The 14,696-nt window shown below is 71.0% G+C and carries 12 protein-coding genes and 1 tRNA gene; 7 read left to right on the forward strand and 6 right to left on the reverse strand.

All coding sequences use genetic code 11. The annotated features are described in order from the left end of the window. Positions 1 to 101: 101 nt before the first annotated feature. From E2C06_RS05455 to E2C06_RS05475, 6 genes are all read left to right on the forward strand, one after another. Positions 102 to 2,258, forward strand: a complete 2,157-nt coding sequence (locus E2C06_RS05455) for a TonB-dependent siderophore receptor (RefSeq protein WP_165982233.1) — start codon at positions 102 to 104, stop codon at positions 2,256 to 2,258. A 7-nt stretch (positions 2,259 to 2,265) separates the two neighbouring features. Beyond that, positions 2,266 to 3,357: a PepSY-associated TM helix domain-containing protein gene (locus E2C06_RS05460; protein WP_133287569.1), complete on the forward strand. Its 1,092-nt coding sequence runs from the start codon at positions 2,266 to 2,268 to the stop codon at positions 3,355 to 3,357. Next, entirely contained in the window at positions 3,354 to 3,512 is a 159-nt protein-coding gene (locus tag E2C06_RS37390; protein ID WP_165982234.1) for a hypothetical protein, read from the forward strand. Before E2C06_RS05460 ends, E2C06_RS37390 begins: the two co-directional genes overlap by 4 nt. 188 nt (positions 3,513 to 3,700) lie before the next feature. After that, complete coding sequence (locus E2C06_RS05465) at positions 3,701 to 4,870, forward strand: acyl-CoA dehydrogenase family protein (RefSeq protein WP_133287570.1); 1,170 nt, start codon at positions 3,701 to 3,703, stop codon at positions 4,868 to 4,870. An 83-nt stretch (positions 4,871 to 4,953) separates the two neighbouring features. Beyond that, entirely contained in the window at positions 4,954 to 5,919 is a 966-nt protein-coding gene (locus E2C06_RS05470; RefSeq protein WP_165982235.1) for a Bug family tripartite tricarboxylate transporter substrate binding protein, read from the forward strand. Between the two features lie 27 nt (positions 5,920 to 5,946). Beyond that, entirely contained in the window at positions 5,947 to 7,080 is a 1,134-nt protein-coding gene (locus E2C06_RS05475; RefSeq protein ID WP_133287572.1) for a CaiB/BaiF CoA transferase family protein, read from the forward strand. 275 nt (positions 7,081 to 7,355) lie between these two features. Here the strand turns inward: E2C06_RS05475 and E2C06_RS05480 are convergent, their stop codons facing one another. After that, the gene (locus E2C06_RS05480) at positions 7,356 to 8,219 is read right to left on the reverse strand and encodes a transglycosylase SLT domain-containing protein (protein ID WP_133287573.1); all 864 of its coding nucleotides are present in this window, start codon (positions 8,217 to 8,219) and stop codon (positions 7,356 to 7,358) included. Between the two features lie 337 nt (positions 8,220 to 8,556). Further along, on the reverse strand, positions 8,557 to 9,441 hold the full coding sequence (locus tag E2C06_RS05485) for an N-formylglutamate amidohydrolase (protein WP_133287574.1): 885 nt from the start codon (positions 9,439 to 9,441) through the stop codon (positions 8,557 to 8,559). 126 nt (positions 9,442 to 9,567) lie between these two features. Between E2C06_RS05485 and E2C06_RS05490 the strand changes: the two genes are divergently transcribed. Beyond that, a tRNA-Val gene (locus tag E2C06_RS05490) sits at positions 9,568 to 9,642 on the forward strand. A gap of 87 nt (positions 9,643 to 9,729) precedes the next feature. Here E2C06_RS05490 and E2C06_RS05495 read toward each other — a convergent pair. The 4 genes from E2C06_RS05495 to E2C06_RS05510 form a co-directional block, all read right to left on the reverse strand. Next, a complete protein-coding gene (locus E2C06_RS05495) occupies positions 9,730 to 10,878 on the reverse strand; it encodes a thiolase C-terminal domain-containing protein (RefSeq protein ID WP_133287575.1) in 1,149 nt (382 codons plus the stop codon). Beyond that, positions 10,878 to 11,294, reverse strand: coding sequence for a Zn-ribbon domain-containing OB-fold protein (locus E2C06_RS05500; RefSeq protein ID WP_133287576.1), 417 nt, complete (start codon positions 11,292 to 11,294; stop codon positions 10,878 to 10,880). Before E2C06_RS05500 ends, E2C06_RS05495 begins: the two co-directional genes overlap by 1 nt. Positions 11,295 to 11,391: 97 nt before the next feature. Further along, entirely contained in the window at positions 11,392 to 12,267 is an 876-nt protein-coding gene (locus tag E2C06_RS05505) for an MBL fold metallo-hydrolase (protein WP_133287577.1), read from the reverse strand. Positions 12,268 to 12,321: 54 nt separating this feature from the next. Then, complete coding sequence (locus E2C06_RS05510; RefSeq protein ID WP_133287578.1) at positions 12,322 to 14,640, reverse strand: methyl-accepting chemotaxis protein; 2,319 nt, start codon at positions 14,638 to 14,640, stop codon at positions 12,322 to 12,324. Positions 14,641 to 14,696 lie beyond the last annotated feature (56 nt).

A 14,696-nucleotide genomic window follows, 5' to 3' on the forward strand; every position in this document is an offset into this window, starting at 1 on the left:
GCAGGGTCCGGCGCAGGCCCGGAGCGCGTGCCGGGCACTGCCTTGCAATTGCAAATGAGTCGCATTATCAAAATCGACATCATCCCGTCGGGAGCCTCCCCGTGCGCCGCCACGCCTGTCCCACCGCTCTCCTCGGCCTGTTGTCCGTCGCCCTGGCCGGACCTGCCGCCGCACAACAGGACGCGGCGGATGGCACGATCCGGCTGCCGGAGATCCCCGTCTCCGGACGGCCGGTGCTCGGCGCGCCTGCCCCGGTGCGCGGCTTCGTCGCCACCGAGGCCACCGCGGGCACCAAGGACGCGACCCCGCTGCTGGAAGTGCCGCAATCCGTCTCGGTCGTGCCGCGCAGCACGATCGACACGCTGCAGGCGCAGACGGTCGGCGAGGCGGTCCGCTACCAGGCGGGGCTGCGCGGCGACTCCTATGGGCCGGACCCGCGCGCCGACTTCCTCCAGCTCCGCGGCTTCGACGCGGTCGACAACGGCCTCTACCTCGACGGGCTCCGCTACAGCACCGGCTTCGCCGCCGGATCGCTTGAGACCTACGGCCTCGACCGCTTCGAGATCATCCGTGGCCCGGCCTCGGTCCTTTATGGCCAGATCCAGCCGGGCGGCCTGGTCAACCAGGTCTCCCGCCGCCCGACCCTGACGCCGCAGGGCGAGGTCCGCCTCTCCGCCGGCGATTTCGGCCGCGTCCAGGCGGCCGGCACCAGCAGCGGGCCGATCGACCGCGACGGCGTCTGGTCCTACAGCCTGACCGCGCTGGGACGGTTGGCCGACAGCCAGGTCGACAAGGTCGGCAACGACCGCGTCTTCGTGGCGCCGGCGCTGACCTGGCGGCCGGACAACGACACGCGGCTGACGGTCCATGCCTATTATCAGCGGGACCGCACCCAGGGCGCGCAGTTCCTGCCTTATCGCGGCACCGTCACGGAGACCGCCTTCGGCCGCATCCCGACCCGCCGCTTCGCCGGCGAGCCGGGTTTCGACAAGTACGACATCACCCAGTGGGGCGTCGGTACCGAGTTCGAGCGCCGGCTCGGCGAGGCCGTCACCATCCGGCAGAACCTCCGCTGGGCGCATTCCGGGATCAACTGGCGGCAGACGGTGGCGACCGGGCTCGAGGCCGACGACCGGACCCTGTCGCGCATCAGCTACGTCACCAACCCGGATATCGACCGCATTCAGGTCGACAACCAGGCGGAGATCCGCTTCGCCACCGGCCCGCTCGGCCACAAGGTGCTGACCGGCTTCGACTATTCCACGGTGCGGATCGCCAATCCGCAGGCCTTCGGCAGCGCGGCGGGCCTCGACGCCTTTCGCCCGGTCTACGGCTCCCCGGTGCCGCTGCCCGCGCCCAGCCTCAATACCCGGCAGAACACCGCGCAGTACGGGCTCTATGCGCAGGACCAGGTCCGGCTCGGCGAGCGGCTGGTGCTGACCGCTGGCGTCCGGAATGACTGGGTAAACAGCGACACGCTCGACCGTATCGGCGGCACCACGCAGCGCCAGCGGGACACCGCCACGACGGCGCGGGTCGGGCTCGTCTACCTCGCACCCGGCGGGCTCGCCCCCTATGCGAGCTGGTCCACCTCCTTCCTGCCGACGCCCGGCACCGATGCCGCCGGCCGGGGCTTCCGGCCACGCACGGGCGAGCAGTTCGAGGTCGGCATCAAGTACCAGCCGCCCGGCGGCGAGAGCTTCGTCCAGGCCGCCGCCTTCCAGATCACCCAGGCCGACAGCCTGACCACCGACCCCAACAACCCACTTTTCCAAGTGCAGACCGGCGAGATCCGGGTGCGCGGGCTCGAGCTGGAAGGCGTCGGCCGGCTGGCCCGCGGGTTCAGCCTGATCGGGTCCTTCACCTATCTGGACCCGACCATCACCAAGGGCGCGGCGGAGGAGGTTGGCAACCGGCCGGCCGGCGTGCCGGCCTATGGCACCGGCCTCTATGCCGACCAGAGCTTCGACGAGGCCTGGGGCCGCTTGGCCGGCCTCGGGCTGGGCGGCGGCATCCGCTTCCTCGGCAATACCACCACCGGGAACACGGCGCACAACGTGGTGCCGTCCGTCACCCTGGTGGATGCGGCGCTGCGCTACGACCTCAGCCGCTTCGGCCGCGAGCTCGAGGGAACCCATGTCGCGGTCACCGCCAACAATCTCTTCGACACCGCCTATGTCGCCCGCTGTACCAGCGATGCCGCCTGCTTCTACGGCAACCGGCGCACCGTGCTGGCCAGCTTGGTCAGGCGCTGGTAGGGCGGCGGTGTCGCTGCGCGCCTGGTCGCGGCTGCACACCTGGTCGAGCCTGGCCTGCACCCTGTTCCTGCTGCTGCTCTGCCTCACCGGCCTGCCGCTGATCTTCCATGAGGAGATCGGCCGGCTGACCGGCGCGGAGATCGAGGCGACGGCCCTGCCGCCGGGCACCCCGCCCGCCGACCTCGACCGCGTCGTCGCCGCCGCCCGCGCGGCGCGGCCGGGCGAGGTGGTGCAGTACCTGATCTGGGAGGACGACCCGGCAATCCTGCGGCTCAGCCTGGCGCCGGCCGCGGATTCGCCGCCGGATGCGCTGACGACCGTGCTGGTCGACGCGCGCAGCGCCGCCGTGCTCGGCCAGCCGCGCGACCGGGAGGGCTTCCTCTACTGGATGCTCAGGCTGCACACCGACCTTTTTGCCGGCATCCCCGGCAAGCTGTTCCTGGGCGCGATTGGGCTGCTTTTCGTGCTGGCGACGGTTTCCGGCGCCGTGCTCTACGGACCCTTCGCGCGGCATGGCCGGTTCGGCGCGGTGCGGGCGGGCCGTACGGCGCGCCTCCGCTGGCTCGACCTGCACAATATCCTCGGCGTGGTGACGCTGAGCTGGGTGCTGGTCGTCGGCGCCACGGGAGTGGTGAATGCCCTGGCCGAGCAGGTGCTGGCGGTCTGGCGTGCCGACCAGCTGGCGGCGATGACGGCGCCCTGGCGCGGCCAGCCGCCGGTCGAGGCGCCGGGCCCGGTCCAGGCAGCGGTCGAGGCCGCGCGGCAGGCGGCGCCCGGGATGGAAATTTTCTTCGTCGCCTGGCCGCAGACGCCGTTCTCGAGCCCGCACCACTACGCGGTCTTCCTGCGCGGCGGCACGCCGCTGACACATCGCGTCCTGATGCCGGCGCTGGTCGATGCGGCGGAGGGCGGGTTGACGGACCTGCGGCCGATGCCGTGGTACGCGCAGGCGCTGCTGCTCTCCCAGCCGCTGCATTTCGGCGATTACGGCGGGCTGCCGCTGAAGCTGGCCTGGGCGGTGCTGGATCTGGTCACGATCCTGGTGCTCGGCAGCGGGGTCTGGCTGTGGTGGCGCCGCCGCCGGGGCACCGCGGCATGAGCCGCGGCTGGCCGATCCCCGCCGCGCTCGCGGCCCTCTCCGCCGCCGGACTGGTCGCCGGCCTGATCGGCGACGGACCCTGGGACCTGGTGGCGAGTCTCTCCCTTCTCCTGCCGCTCGGCGCCGCCTGGTGGGCGGGGCGGCGGCGCGGGTGACGGCGCGAGGTGAGCGGGGGTGGCGGCTGCCGCTGCCGCCGGCGGCAGCAGCACGGGGTCCCACCGGCCGCAGGATCCCCTGCCCCCGCCGCGGGCGGAAGATCCCGTGGCGGGGGCCGGGTGCGGCCCGCCGCCCGCTTGCCACCCCGTCATGCCGGTCCTAATCCGGCTGGACGGAGGAGATGTCCATGGACCAGCAGCCGTTCGCCACCGATCCGCATGCCGAGATCCGCGAGGAGGTGGCCAAGCTCTGCGCCCGCTTCCCTGGCGAGTACTGGCGCCGGGTCGACCGCGACCGCGCCTACCCGACCGAGTTCGTCCAGGCGCTGACCGAGGGCGGCTGGCTCGGCGCGCTGATCCCCGAGGAATATGGCGGGGCCGGCCTGCCGCTTTCCGCCGCGGCGGCGATCCTCGAGGAGATCCACCGCTCCGGCGGCAATGCCGGCGCCTGCCATGCGCAGATGTACATCATGGGCGCGGTGCTGAAGCACGGGAACGCCGACCAGAAGAAGCGCTACCTTCCCGGCATCGCCTCCGGCGCGCTGCGGCTGCAGGCCTTCGGGGTGACCGAGCCGACCAGCGGCACCGACACGACGGCGCTGCGCACCGTGGCGAAGCGCGAGGGCGACCGCTACATCGTCAACGGCCAGAAGATCTGGACTAGCCGGGCCGAGCACTCCGACCTGATGCTGCTACTGGCCCGCACCACGCCGCGCGGCGAGGTGACGAAGAAGACCGACGGGCTCTCGACCTTCATCGTCGACATGAAGGCGGCGCTCGGCAATGGCCTGACCATCCGTCCCATCCGCACCATGATGAACCACAACACCACCGAGGTCTTCTTCGACAACATGGTGGTGCCGGCGGAGAACCTGGTCGGCGTCGAGGGCAAGGGCTTCCGCTACATCCTGGACGGGATGAACGCGGAGCGGCTGCTGATCTCCTCGGAGTCCATCGGCGATGCCAAGTGGTTCATCCAGAAGGCGGTGGACTACAGCAAGGAGCGCGTGCTGTTCGGCCGGCCGATCGGGCAGAACCAGGGTGTCCAATTCCCGATCGCCAAAGCCTATGCGCAGATGCGCGCGGCGGAAGCCGTGGTGAAGCAGGGCTTGGCGAAGTTCGAGGCCGGGCTGCCCTGCGGCGAGGAGGCCAACATGGGCAAGATGCTCGCGGCCGATGCCGCCTGGGCCGCCGGCGAGGCCTGCATCCAGACCTTCGGCGGCTTCGGCTTCGCCGAGGAATACGACATCGAGCGCAAGTACCGCGAGGCGCGGCTCTATCAGGTGGCGCCGATCAGCACCAACCTGATCCTGTCCTATATCGGCGAGCACGTGCTCGGCATGCCGCGGTCCTACTAGGCCCCGGTTGGCGGCGGCGGCGGCGCATGGCTATCCTTCGCGCGGCAGCGGCCCGGGACGAGGCCGCGCCCCGGAGGACCGCCGTGCATCGTCGCCACCTGCTTGCCGCCGCGCTCGCCGCGGCCCCGCTTTCCGCTTCCCTGGCGCAGGGCTTCCCGGCGCGCCCGATCCGCATCGTCGTCGGCTTCCCGCCCGGCGGCGGCTCCGACCTCGTCGCCCGGCCACTGGCGCAGAAGATGCAGCCGGTGCTGGGGCAGTCCATCCTGGTCGAGAACCGCGGCGGGGCGAACGGCAATCTCGGCCTAGCCGAGGTCGCGAAGAGCGCGCCGGACGGCTATACGATCGGGCACGTCAACAACAGCGTCATCGCGGTCAACCCGCTGCTCTACGCCAACCTGCCCTTCGATGCGGCGCGCGACTTCACCCCGGTCGGCACCGTCACTGCCGGCGCGCTCTTCGTCATGGTGCCGGCCGAGCTGCCGGCGCGCGACCTGCGCGAGTTGGTGGCGCTGGCCAGGGCGAAGCCGGGCCAGCTCAACTTCGGCTCGGGCGGCGCCGGCGGCGTCACCCATCTCGGCTTCGAGCTGCTGCGCAAGCAGACCGGCGTCGAGATCGTCCACATCCCCTATCGCGGCAGCGCGCCGGCGCTGCAGGACATGCTGGGCGGCCGCATCCAGCTGATGATCGACGGCTTCAACCTGGCCAAGGCGCAGGTCGATGCCGGCCGGGTCCGCGCCATTGCCTTCCTCGGCCAGGACCGTCATCCGGCGCTGCCGAACGTCCTGACCGCGGTGGAGCAGGGCTTCCCGGGCCTGGTCGTGCCGGGGTGGCAGGGCTTCATCGCCCCAGCCGGCACGCCGGAGCCGGTGCTGGCGCGGCTGGAGGAGGCCTTCCGCATGGCGGTGGCCGACCCGGAGATCCAGGCGAATTTCATGGCCCAGGGGACGCTGGCGGTGTTCCGCGGCCGGGCCGAGATGGCGCGCATGATCCGCGAGGAGACGGCGCGCTGGGCCCCCATCATCCAGGAGCTCGGCATCCGGCTCGACTGAGCCGGGGCCTGGCAGGAAAGGCAGCGCATGACCGGATCGAAACCCTTGGCGGGCCTGCTCGTCGTCTCCATGGAGCAGGCCGTCGCCGCGCCCTATTGCGCCTCGCGCCTCGCCGATGCCGGCGCGCGGGTGATCAAGATCGAGCGCGAGGAGGGCGACTTCGCCCGCGCCTATGACGCCGTGGCGAAGGGCCAGTCGAGCTACTTCGTCTGGCTGAACCGCGGCAAGGAAAGCCTGTGCCTCGACATCAAGGCGCCGGCCGACAAGGCGCTGCTCGAGCGCCTGCTGAAGAAGGCCGACGTGTTCATCCAGAACCTCGCCCCCGGCGCCATGGCGCGGGCCGGCTTCGGGTCGGCCGCGCTGCGGGCCAAGCACCCTCGGCTGATCACCGTCGACATCTCGGGCTATGGCGAGGAGGGCGAGTACGCCTCGATGAAGGCCTACGACCTGCTGGTGCAGGCGGAGAGCGGCCTCGCCCATGTCACCGGCCGCGCGGAAGGCCCGGGCCGGGTCGGCGTCTCGGCCTGCGACATCGCCTGCGGCATGCACAGCTACGCCGCGGTGCTCGAGGCGCTGATCGAGCGCGGCATCACCGGGTCAGGCAAGGGCATCGCGGTCAGCCTCTTCGACGGCATGGCGGACTGGATGTCGGTGCCGCTGCTGCAATACGAGGGCACGGGGAAGAATCCGCCGCGGATCGGCCTGGCGCATCCCTCGATCTGCCCCTACGGCGCTTTCGAGACGAAGGACGGCCAACTGGTCCTCATCGCCATCCAGAACGAGCGGGAATGGGCCAGCTTCTCCGAACATTTCCTGGATGAGGCGGGGCTGCCGCACCGCGACGGCTTCCGCAGCAACAACGAGCGCGTGGCGAACCGGCCGATGGTGGACGCGCACATCGCCCGGGTCTTCGCCGGGCTGACCCGGGCGGACTGCGCGGCGAAGCTGCGCCGGGCGAATACCGCCTATGGCTTTGTCAATGACTGCGAGGGCTTGCGCACCCACCCGGCGCTGCGCCGGGTGGAGGTCGAGACGCCGAAGGGGCCGGTGGCAATCGGCGCGCCGCCGGCGGTGCTGTCCGACGGGCCGCGGGCGCTGGGGCCCGTGCCGGCCATTGGCCAGCATTCGGCGGCGATCCGGGCCGAATTCGCGGCGGGGTAGGCCAAGCAAAAGGGGGGGAGGAAAGGTATTTCCCTCCCCACGCCATTCTTGGGTCCCGTTCCGCCGCGCGGCGAACGCACGCCCCATAAGCCAGCCAAGGCCTGGGCGCGTCGCGTCCAACGGGAGGATCCAGACTCCACAGCCTTGCTGCCCGTTTTCGACTCCGAGGGCTCCCCCAGCGGCTTGCGTTCGAAGGTGAACGCGGCACCGCTATGGATCGTAGCCTTCAGAACGGATTCAGGCGTCAGGGCGTTCACGCCCTCCCGCCATCGGCTTTAGCGCCGGCCGGCGGCCGGCAGCGGCAGCGGTGCCTCCGCCACCTCCAGCAAGCCCCGCCTCGGTACCGCGCCAGTGCGGGCAGCGATCGTCGCGGGACCGGACCGCAGCACCGGCGTTCCCATCATCAGCAGCGGCTGGCCCGGGCCGCTTCGGGCCTTGCCCCGCGTTGCCATGGCGACGATCTGGAAGCCATTGGTGCCGATCGGCCGGGAGGCGACCACCTTGCCATCGGCCCAGGCCGCGATCATCGCCTCCCGTCGCTGCTCCTCGGCCAGGCGGACCGCCATGGCGGGCCAGGCGGCCATGACCTGCTGGCGATAGGGCTCGCCGCGTTCCGGCGTCGAGGAATGGTAATTCGCCGCTGCCTGTTCCCAGCTGCCGGCCTGGGCCTGCAACCGCTTCAGGAAGAGCCCGGCATACCGCGCATTCGCCACCGGGTCGAAGGCGGTCTCGAGATTGGGGAAAGCATCCGGGTGGTGCTTCAGGTTCACCTGCAGGCAGCCAACGTCGATCACCGTCACGCCGCGTGCGCGCAGCGCATCGACCGCGGCGATCGCCTCCGCCTTGCTGTCGAAATAGCGGCCCTGGCCTTCGGCATTGATGGTCCAGGGCCAAGCGGTGACGCTACGGCCGCTGGCATCGGGGCGGCCGGATTCGACCTTGCCGATGGCATGCAGCAGGCCGGTGGGCACCTTGTGCTCGCGCTCGGCCGCCTGGATGGCTTGACGGCAGAGCTGGCCGGGATCCGTTGCGACGGCCGCGGCAGGCGTCCGGGCCGGTCGCTCCGCCCACGCCCCAGGGGCGGCAGACGCCAGGGCCAGACAAGCCAGGGCGGGGGCGAGAACGGCGGCAAGACGCATGCGGTGGTCTCCTCGGGGGCGGTGATCACCCCGGTTATTCGCTTCATATATCAAAGGGTTCTGACCGAAAGGCATCACCGAGGCAGGAGCTGCAATGAATTATGGTGCAGCGCAAAATAACCCTTGCCAGATGCCGGGAGGGCACCTAACTTGTGCATCGCAGCAACACGGCGTTGCCGGGTTGTCTGCTTTCTTGGACGTTTCCTCCCTAAACTCGGCGGTGCCTCTGGCACCGCCTTTTTTTTCGCATGCTTCGCGCATGCGCGGTGTCACCGGCCTGTGAGGCAGGTCACGTTCCCGTCGGACTCGGCGAAGTTGCGGTTCTTTCGGGCGGGTCTCAGCCCAGCCCGGACCAATCCGCCAGGGCCAGCCCGGCGATCACCTTGGTCAGGTCGGCCTGCAGTGCCGGCATCCGCGGCAGTCGCTCGATCCGTGCCTCATCCATGTAGAGCGGCCGGGCGATCTCGACCTGCAGCGCGTGCACCCCTTCCCGCGGCCGGCCGTAATGCCGGGTGACATAGCCGCCGGCATAAGGGTCGTTGCGCCGAACCCGGTATCCGAGGCTCGAGAGCAGCTCCTCCGCCAGCCGGGTCGCCCGCGGCGCGCAAGCGGTGCCATGCGCGTCGCCAAGGACGAAATCCGGCGGGCTGCCGGAATGCGTCGGGTGGGTCGGCATGGAATGGCAATCGATCAGCAGGCAATAACCGAATTCGTCGCGCGTTTCGGCTATCAGCGCGGCCAGCGCGGCATGGTAGGGCTGCCAGTAGCGGCGGATGCGGTCCTCCGCCTCCTCGAAGCGCAGCTTGTGGCGATAGACCGTCTCCCCGGTCGCCACCACCCTGGCAATGGTGCCGAGGCCGGCGCCAACCCTGGGGCTCGCGGTGTTCACCCAGGCGGGCAGCGGACCGTCGAACATGCCGGGGTCGAGTTCCCAGGGTTCCCGGTTCACGTCGCAGAAGACCCGCGGGAAGGTCGCCGCCAGCAGCGGCGCGCCCAGCTCAGGCGCGGCCGCAAAAAGTTCGTCGACGAAGCCGTCCTCCGACCGTCGCAGGGCGACCGGGTCCAGCCGCGCCGCGGCGACGAAATCCGGCGGATAGGCGCGGCCCGAATGCGGTGAGGCGAAGACCAGCGGCGCGGTCCGCCGCGCCGGCCGCGTCAGCGAATAGGGTAGCGGCTCCGCGGCGCAGGGCGGGGCGGGGGTGATTTCCAGGGGAAGGTCCATCGGCACGCCGGATCAAGCCACAGGCTGCGGCCCGTGTCATCAACCCGCATCATTCACATCAATAAGGCGGTTGTTGGAGGCTTGCCGACCCCGCACCGCCGGGTTAGATACGCGGCCCCGGGCGATGGGCGCATAGCTCAGCGGTAGAGCACTACCTTGACACGGTAGGGGTCACAGGTTCAATCCCTGTTGCGCCCACCATCGCCTCCGGGCTTTCCCGCACATCCACGGCTTTTACGCGGTTGGGACGCGCGTCGGCGCGGGGATTGCCCCCGCGCCGCGCCCTGCTCAGGGCCGCTCGTTCGAAAAGACGATTGTCCCGCTGGCGGAGAACATCCCGCCGACACCGTGGCAGACCGAGACCTTTGCCCCCGGCACCTGGGCCGGCGCGGCGCCGCGCATCTGCCGCACGCTCTCCTGCAGGGCGAACATGCCGTACATGCCGGTATGGGTGTAGGACAGGCCGCCGCCGGTGGTGTTCAGCGGCAGCTTGCCGCCCGGCCGGGTATTGCCCTCGCGGATGAAGCCCGCCGCCTCGCCCGGCTTGCAGAATCCGAGGTCTTCCAGCCCGTACAGCGGCAGGTGCGCGAAGGCGTCGTAGATCATCATATGGTCCACGTCCTTGCGGTCGATCCCCGCAGCCTCGATGGCAGTGGGCCCCGCGACGCGGAAGGCGCGGGATGAGGTGAAGTCCTCCATCTGCGAGACCATGTTGCTCTCGACCGATTCGCCGGTGCCGAGGATGTAGACCGGCTTGGTCGGGAAGTCCTTGGCGCGGTCGGCCTTGGTCAGGATCAGCGCGCCGCCGCCATCCGTCACCAGGCAGCACTGCAGGATGCGGAAGGGATAGGCGATCATCCGGCTGTTCAGCACGTCGTCGACCGTGATCGGGTCGCGGAACATGGCGCGCGGGTTCTTGCCGGCCCATTCGCGCTGCACCACCGCGACCGTCGCCAGGTCCTCATGCGTCACGCCGTACTTCTTCATGTAGCGCAGCACGGGGATGGGGAAGAGCGTCGGCGGGCCGAAGGGGCCGTAGGGCATCTCGAACTGGCCGTTCAGCCCTTCGGGCTCGGCCGGCCGGGGCGTCGCGTTGATGCGCGACTTGCCGCTCTCGCCATGGGTGATGAGGATCGTGTTGGCATAGCCGGCATGGATCGCCGCCGCCGCGTGGCGGACATGCAGCATGAAGGAACAGCCGCCCACGCCGGTGCCATCGACCCATTTCGGGGTGATGCCGAGGTAGTGGGCGATCTGCTGCGGCATCATCGGCCCGACGCAGGCAACGCCGTCGATGTCGGCGGGCTTCAGCCCGGTCTCGGCCATCGCGTTCAGCGCCGCATCCGCATGCAGCATGATCTGGGACATGCCCGGGATGGCGCCGAGCTGCGTGGTTTCCGCAGCGCCGACGATGGCGATCTCACCGCGACCGAGCATCAGACGCCTCCCTTCGCGGGACGGAACAGGGGCAGCGTGATGTCGTCGTCCATCGGCGTGAAGGCGACCTGGAGCGGCATGTCGAGGACCAAGGCCTCGGGCGTCTGCTCGCAGTCCACGATGTTCGTCATCATGCGCGGGCCTTCCTCGAGCTCGACAACCGCGATCGCGTAAGGCGGCGTGAAGCCGGGCACGGGACGGTGGTGGATGACATAGCTGTGCAGCGTGGCGCGGCCCGAGGCCTCGAAGACCGTGACGTTGCGCGTGCCGGTATAGGGACTGAAGGGGCGGGGCGGGAAATACGCCTTTCCGGTATCGCCGCAGCGCTGCAGCAGCAGCTTCCCGTCCTTGGTGCCGTCCCAGAAATGCTTGGTTTCTGGCGTCGGCTTCGGCTTCGCCCTGCCGGGTGCGAGCATGCCCGTTTCCTCCTTGGTTTCCAACGGAGGAAGCCTGCCACGGCGCGCGCGGCAGGGCGAGGGGGGCGGCGCAGGAATGCCCCGCCCCGGGCCGCCGCTACATCGCCGGGTACCAGCCGTCGTTGATCATCGCGTAGCCATCGCCGCGGCGGACCAGGTGCAGGAAGCCGGGAAAGTGCATGTGCATCCCCGCCACCGCCTGGCCGTCCGTGGCCACCATGTCGAAGACCCGGCGCCGCGTCGCCGCGGCCTGACCTGGGTCGATGTCGAAGGCCATGGTCACTTCCGGGCGGGGGATCTGGATCTCCGGCACGTGGATGATGTCGCCCCAGATCAGCAGGCTCTCCTTGCCCGAGTTCACCATGTAGCCGCTGTGCCCCGGGGTGTGGCCGGGGAAGGGCATTGCGGTGACGCCGGGAAAGACCTCGCCGCCGGTATGGGTCCGGGTGCGGGACTTGTAGGGCGCGACCTGCGTCCGCCCGGCCATGAAGTTGCGCGCGCGGCTCATCTCGTCCGCCTTCGCCATCGCCGCGTCGTCGTGCCAGAAGGCCAGCTCAGCCTCGTGCATCACCAGCTCGGCATTCGGGAAGAGCGGCCGGCCCGCGGCATCCGCGAGGCCGTTCGAGTGGTCGGGGTGCATATGCGTCAGCAGCACCGTATCGATCTCGGCCGGTGCGACGCCGATCGCCGCCAGGTTCTCGAACAGCTTGCCGCCGGTCGCTGCCATCGCGGTGCCGCAGCCGGTGTCGATCAGCGCGGTGCGGCCGCCGCTGCGGATGACGAAGGTGTTCACCGCAGTGCGGCGCGGCACCGGGCGGAAGCTGTCGCGCAGCAGCTGCGCCGCCTCCGCTTCCGGGATGTTCTGGATAACGGCCATGGAGCCATCGAGGTAGCCGTCGCTGACGGTGCAGACGGTGATGTCGCCGATCCGGCGGTGATGCACCGCCGGCACCTGCTTCTCCGGAATTGCCATGGCCGTTTCCCCTTGCTTCGTCGGGGGAGCCTAGGCCAGCCCGGCCGGCACCGCCTACCCCCGCCGGACCTGCGCCAGGAACTCCCCGGCCCGGCCGCGCAGCGTCGCCGCATGGCCGGTCAGGTCATTCGCCGCATGCAGCAGGGCGCCAGAGGCCTCCCCCGTTTCCTGCGCCGCGCGCTGCACGTCGCCGATCCGGTGGTTCACCGCCCCGGTGCCCTCGGCCACCTGGGCGGCGCTGCGGGCGATCTCGCGGGTTGCGGTACCCTGTTGCTCGACCGCCGCGGCGATGGCGCCGGTGACCTCGTTCATCCGCTCGACGGTGCCGCCGATGCCGCGCAGCGCCGACACCGCTTCCCCGGTCGCCGCCTGGATGGCGTGGATCTGCGCGCCGATCTCCTCGGTCGCGCGGGCGGTCTGGCTGGCCAGGGTCTTCACCTCGCTCGCCACCACGGCGAAGCCCTTGCCGGCCTCCCCGGCGCGGGCCGCCTCGATCGTCGCGTTCAGCGCCAGCAGGTTGGTCTGCCCGGCGATGTCGCCGATCAGCCGCACCACGTCGCCGATCCGCTGCGCCGCCCGGGCCAAGCCCTGCACCGTGCCGTCGGTGGCCCGCGCCGCTTCGGCCGCCTCCCGCGCCACCGCGGCGCCGTCGGCCACCTGGCGGGTGATCTCGGCGACGCTCGCCGCCAGTTCCTCGGCGCTGGCCGCCACGGCCTGCACGTCAGCCCCGGCCCGGCCGCTCGCCTCCGCCACCACGCCGGCTTCCCGGCCGCTGGTCGCGGCGGTGCCGGACAGCGCCTGGGCCGCGCCGTGCACCTGCGCGGCGGCGGCGGCCACCGCCTCCACCACCCCGCCGATCTCCGCTTCGAAGCTGTCGGCCAGCCTGGCCTGCGCGGTCGCCAGCGACCAGGTGAGCATGGCGGAGACGTAGCGCCCCTGCGCATCCCGGATGGCGCAGACATGCAGGTCGAATACCTCCTCCCCCACCCGGATGCGGCTGCGGTGCGGCAGGCGCGACGGGTCGGACAGCAGGGCGCGCTGGTGTTCCGACTGGCCGTGCAGCACGTCGATGCTCTGGCCGACCAGCGCCTCCGCCTTGACCGGCAGCACGTGTTCGATCCGCCGCAGCAGGTCAATGCTGAAGGGATTGCAATATGTGATGCGGAAGTCGTCCTGCGGGTCGGCGGTCATGATGCCGTTCGACATCTGCTCCAGCATCTGCTGCTGCGCGAAGGCCTGCCGCACGGTGCCGCGCAGCGCCTCCAGCGCCCCGGCAATGGCGCCGATCTCGTCCCGCCGGTCGCGGTCGGGCACCGGGGTTTCGGCATTGCCGCCGGCGATGGTGCGAATGGTCCCCGCCAGGCGCCGCAGCGGCGTGCCGATTGCCCGCGCGGTCAGCCAGCCGGAGGCGACCAGGATCAGCGCCACCGCCAAGCCGATCCAGAGCACCGCCGCAGCGACCCGCTCGGCCGCCGCGGCGCTCGCCGCGATCCGCGCCGCGGCCAGGTCGCCGAGCCGCTCCCTCGCCTCGACCAGCGCCGCTTCCAGCCGCTGGCGCGCCGGGGTGCTGTGCTCTGTCCGCGCCTTCTGCATCGCCTCGGCCAGCCGCACCACCTCGAGCGCCGCCGTCGCGGTGCCCTCGGCGATGTCGGTGATGCGCTTCAGGTCGGCCGCGCCCGGCCCCTTGTCGGTGACCCCGGCCAGGGCGCGGGCATGCACCCGCAGCTGCGCCGAAGCCCGGCGAACCCGGCGCGCCTGGGCCTCGTCACCGGTGGCGAGGTAGCGCTGGCTGCCCAGCCGGATATCGCCCACCGCCTGGTGAAAGGTCATCAGCCGCTGCCGCGCCTCCTCCCGCTGCGCCTCGGGCACGTCGATCTCGACCATGCTCGAGACCGCCTCGAAAGCCTGGTCGTATTCGCCGATGCGCGGAAAGAGGCCGGTGTCGCGCTGGACGATCAGGTCCCGCCGGAAGCGCGCCTGATCGCCAATCGAGGCCGCGTAACCGGCCAATTCGCGCCGGGCGAGGTCCAGCGCCCCGGCCACCGCGGGATCGTCGGCGCGCTCCGCCGCCGCCCGCAGCCGGTCGCCCGCCCGGCCGACCTCCTGCTGCATCCTGGCCGCCAGCGCATCGACCGCCGACGTCGCCTGGGACAGCTGCACGTCGCGCAGCGCCATGGCGGCGCGGGCCACGTGCAGCGCGGCCTCGTGCGCCGCGGCCTGGGCCTGCACCGCCTGGCGCTCGGCCTGCTGCTGCGCCCCGGCCGCCGCCAGCTGCCCCTGGACCAGCAGGACCAGCCCGCCCAGCAGCAGGATGGCCAATATGGCGCTTGCCGCGAGCTTGCGGCCGACCGACAGGTTGCGGAACAGGCGCATGATGGGTCCTCCTGCCCGGGACCCTGCACCGGCCGGGGTTAAGCCGGCGCAAACGC

Origin of the sequence: Dankookia rubra, from assembly GCF_004355005.1 — a bacterium.
Classification (GTDB): domain Bacteria; phylum Pseudomonadota; class Alphaproteobacteria; order Acetobacterales; family Acetobacteraceae; genus Paracraurococcus; species Paracraurococcus ruber_A.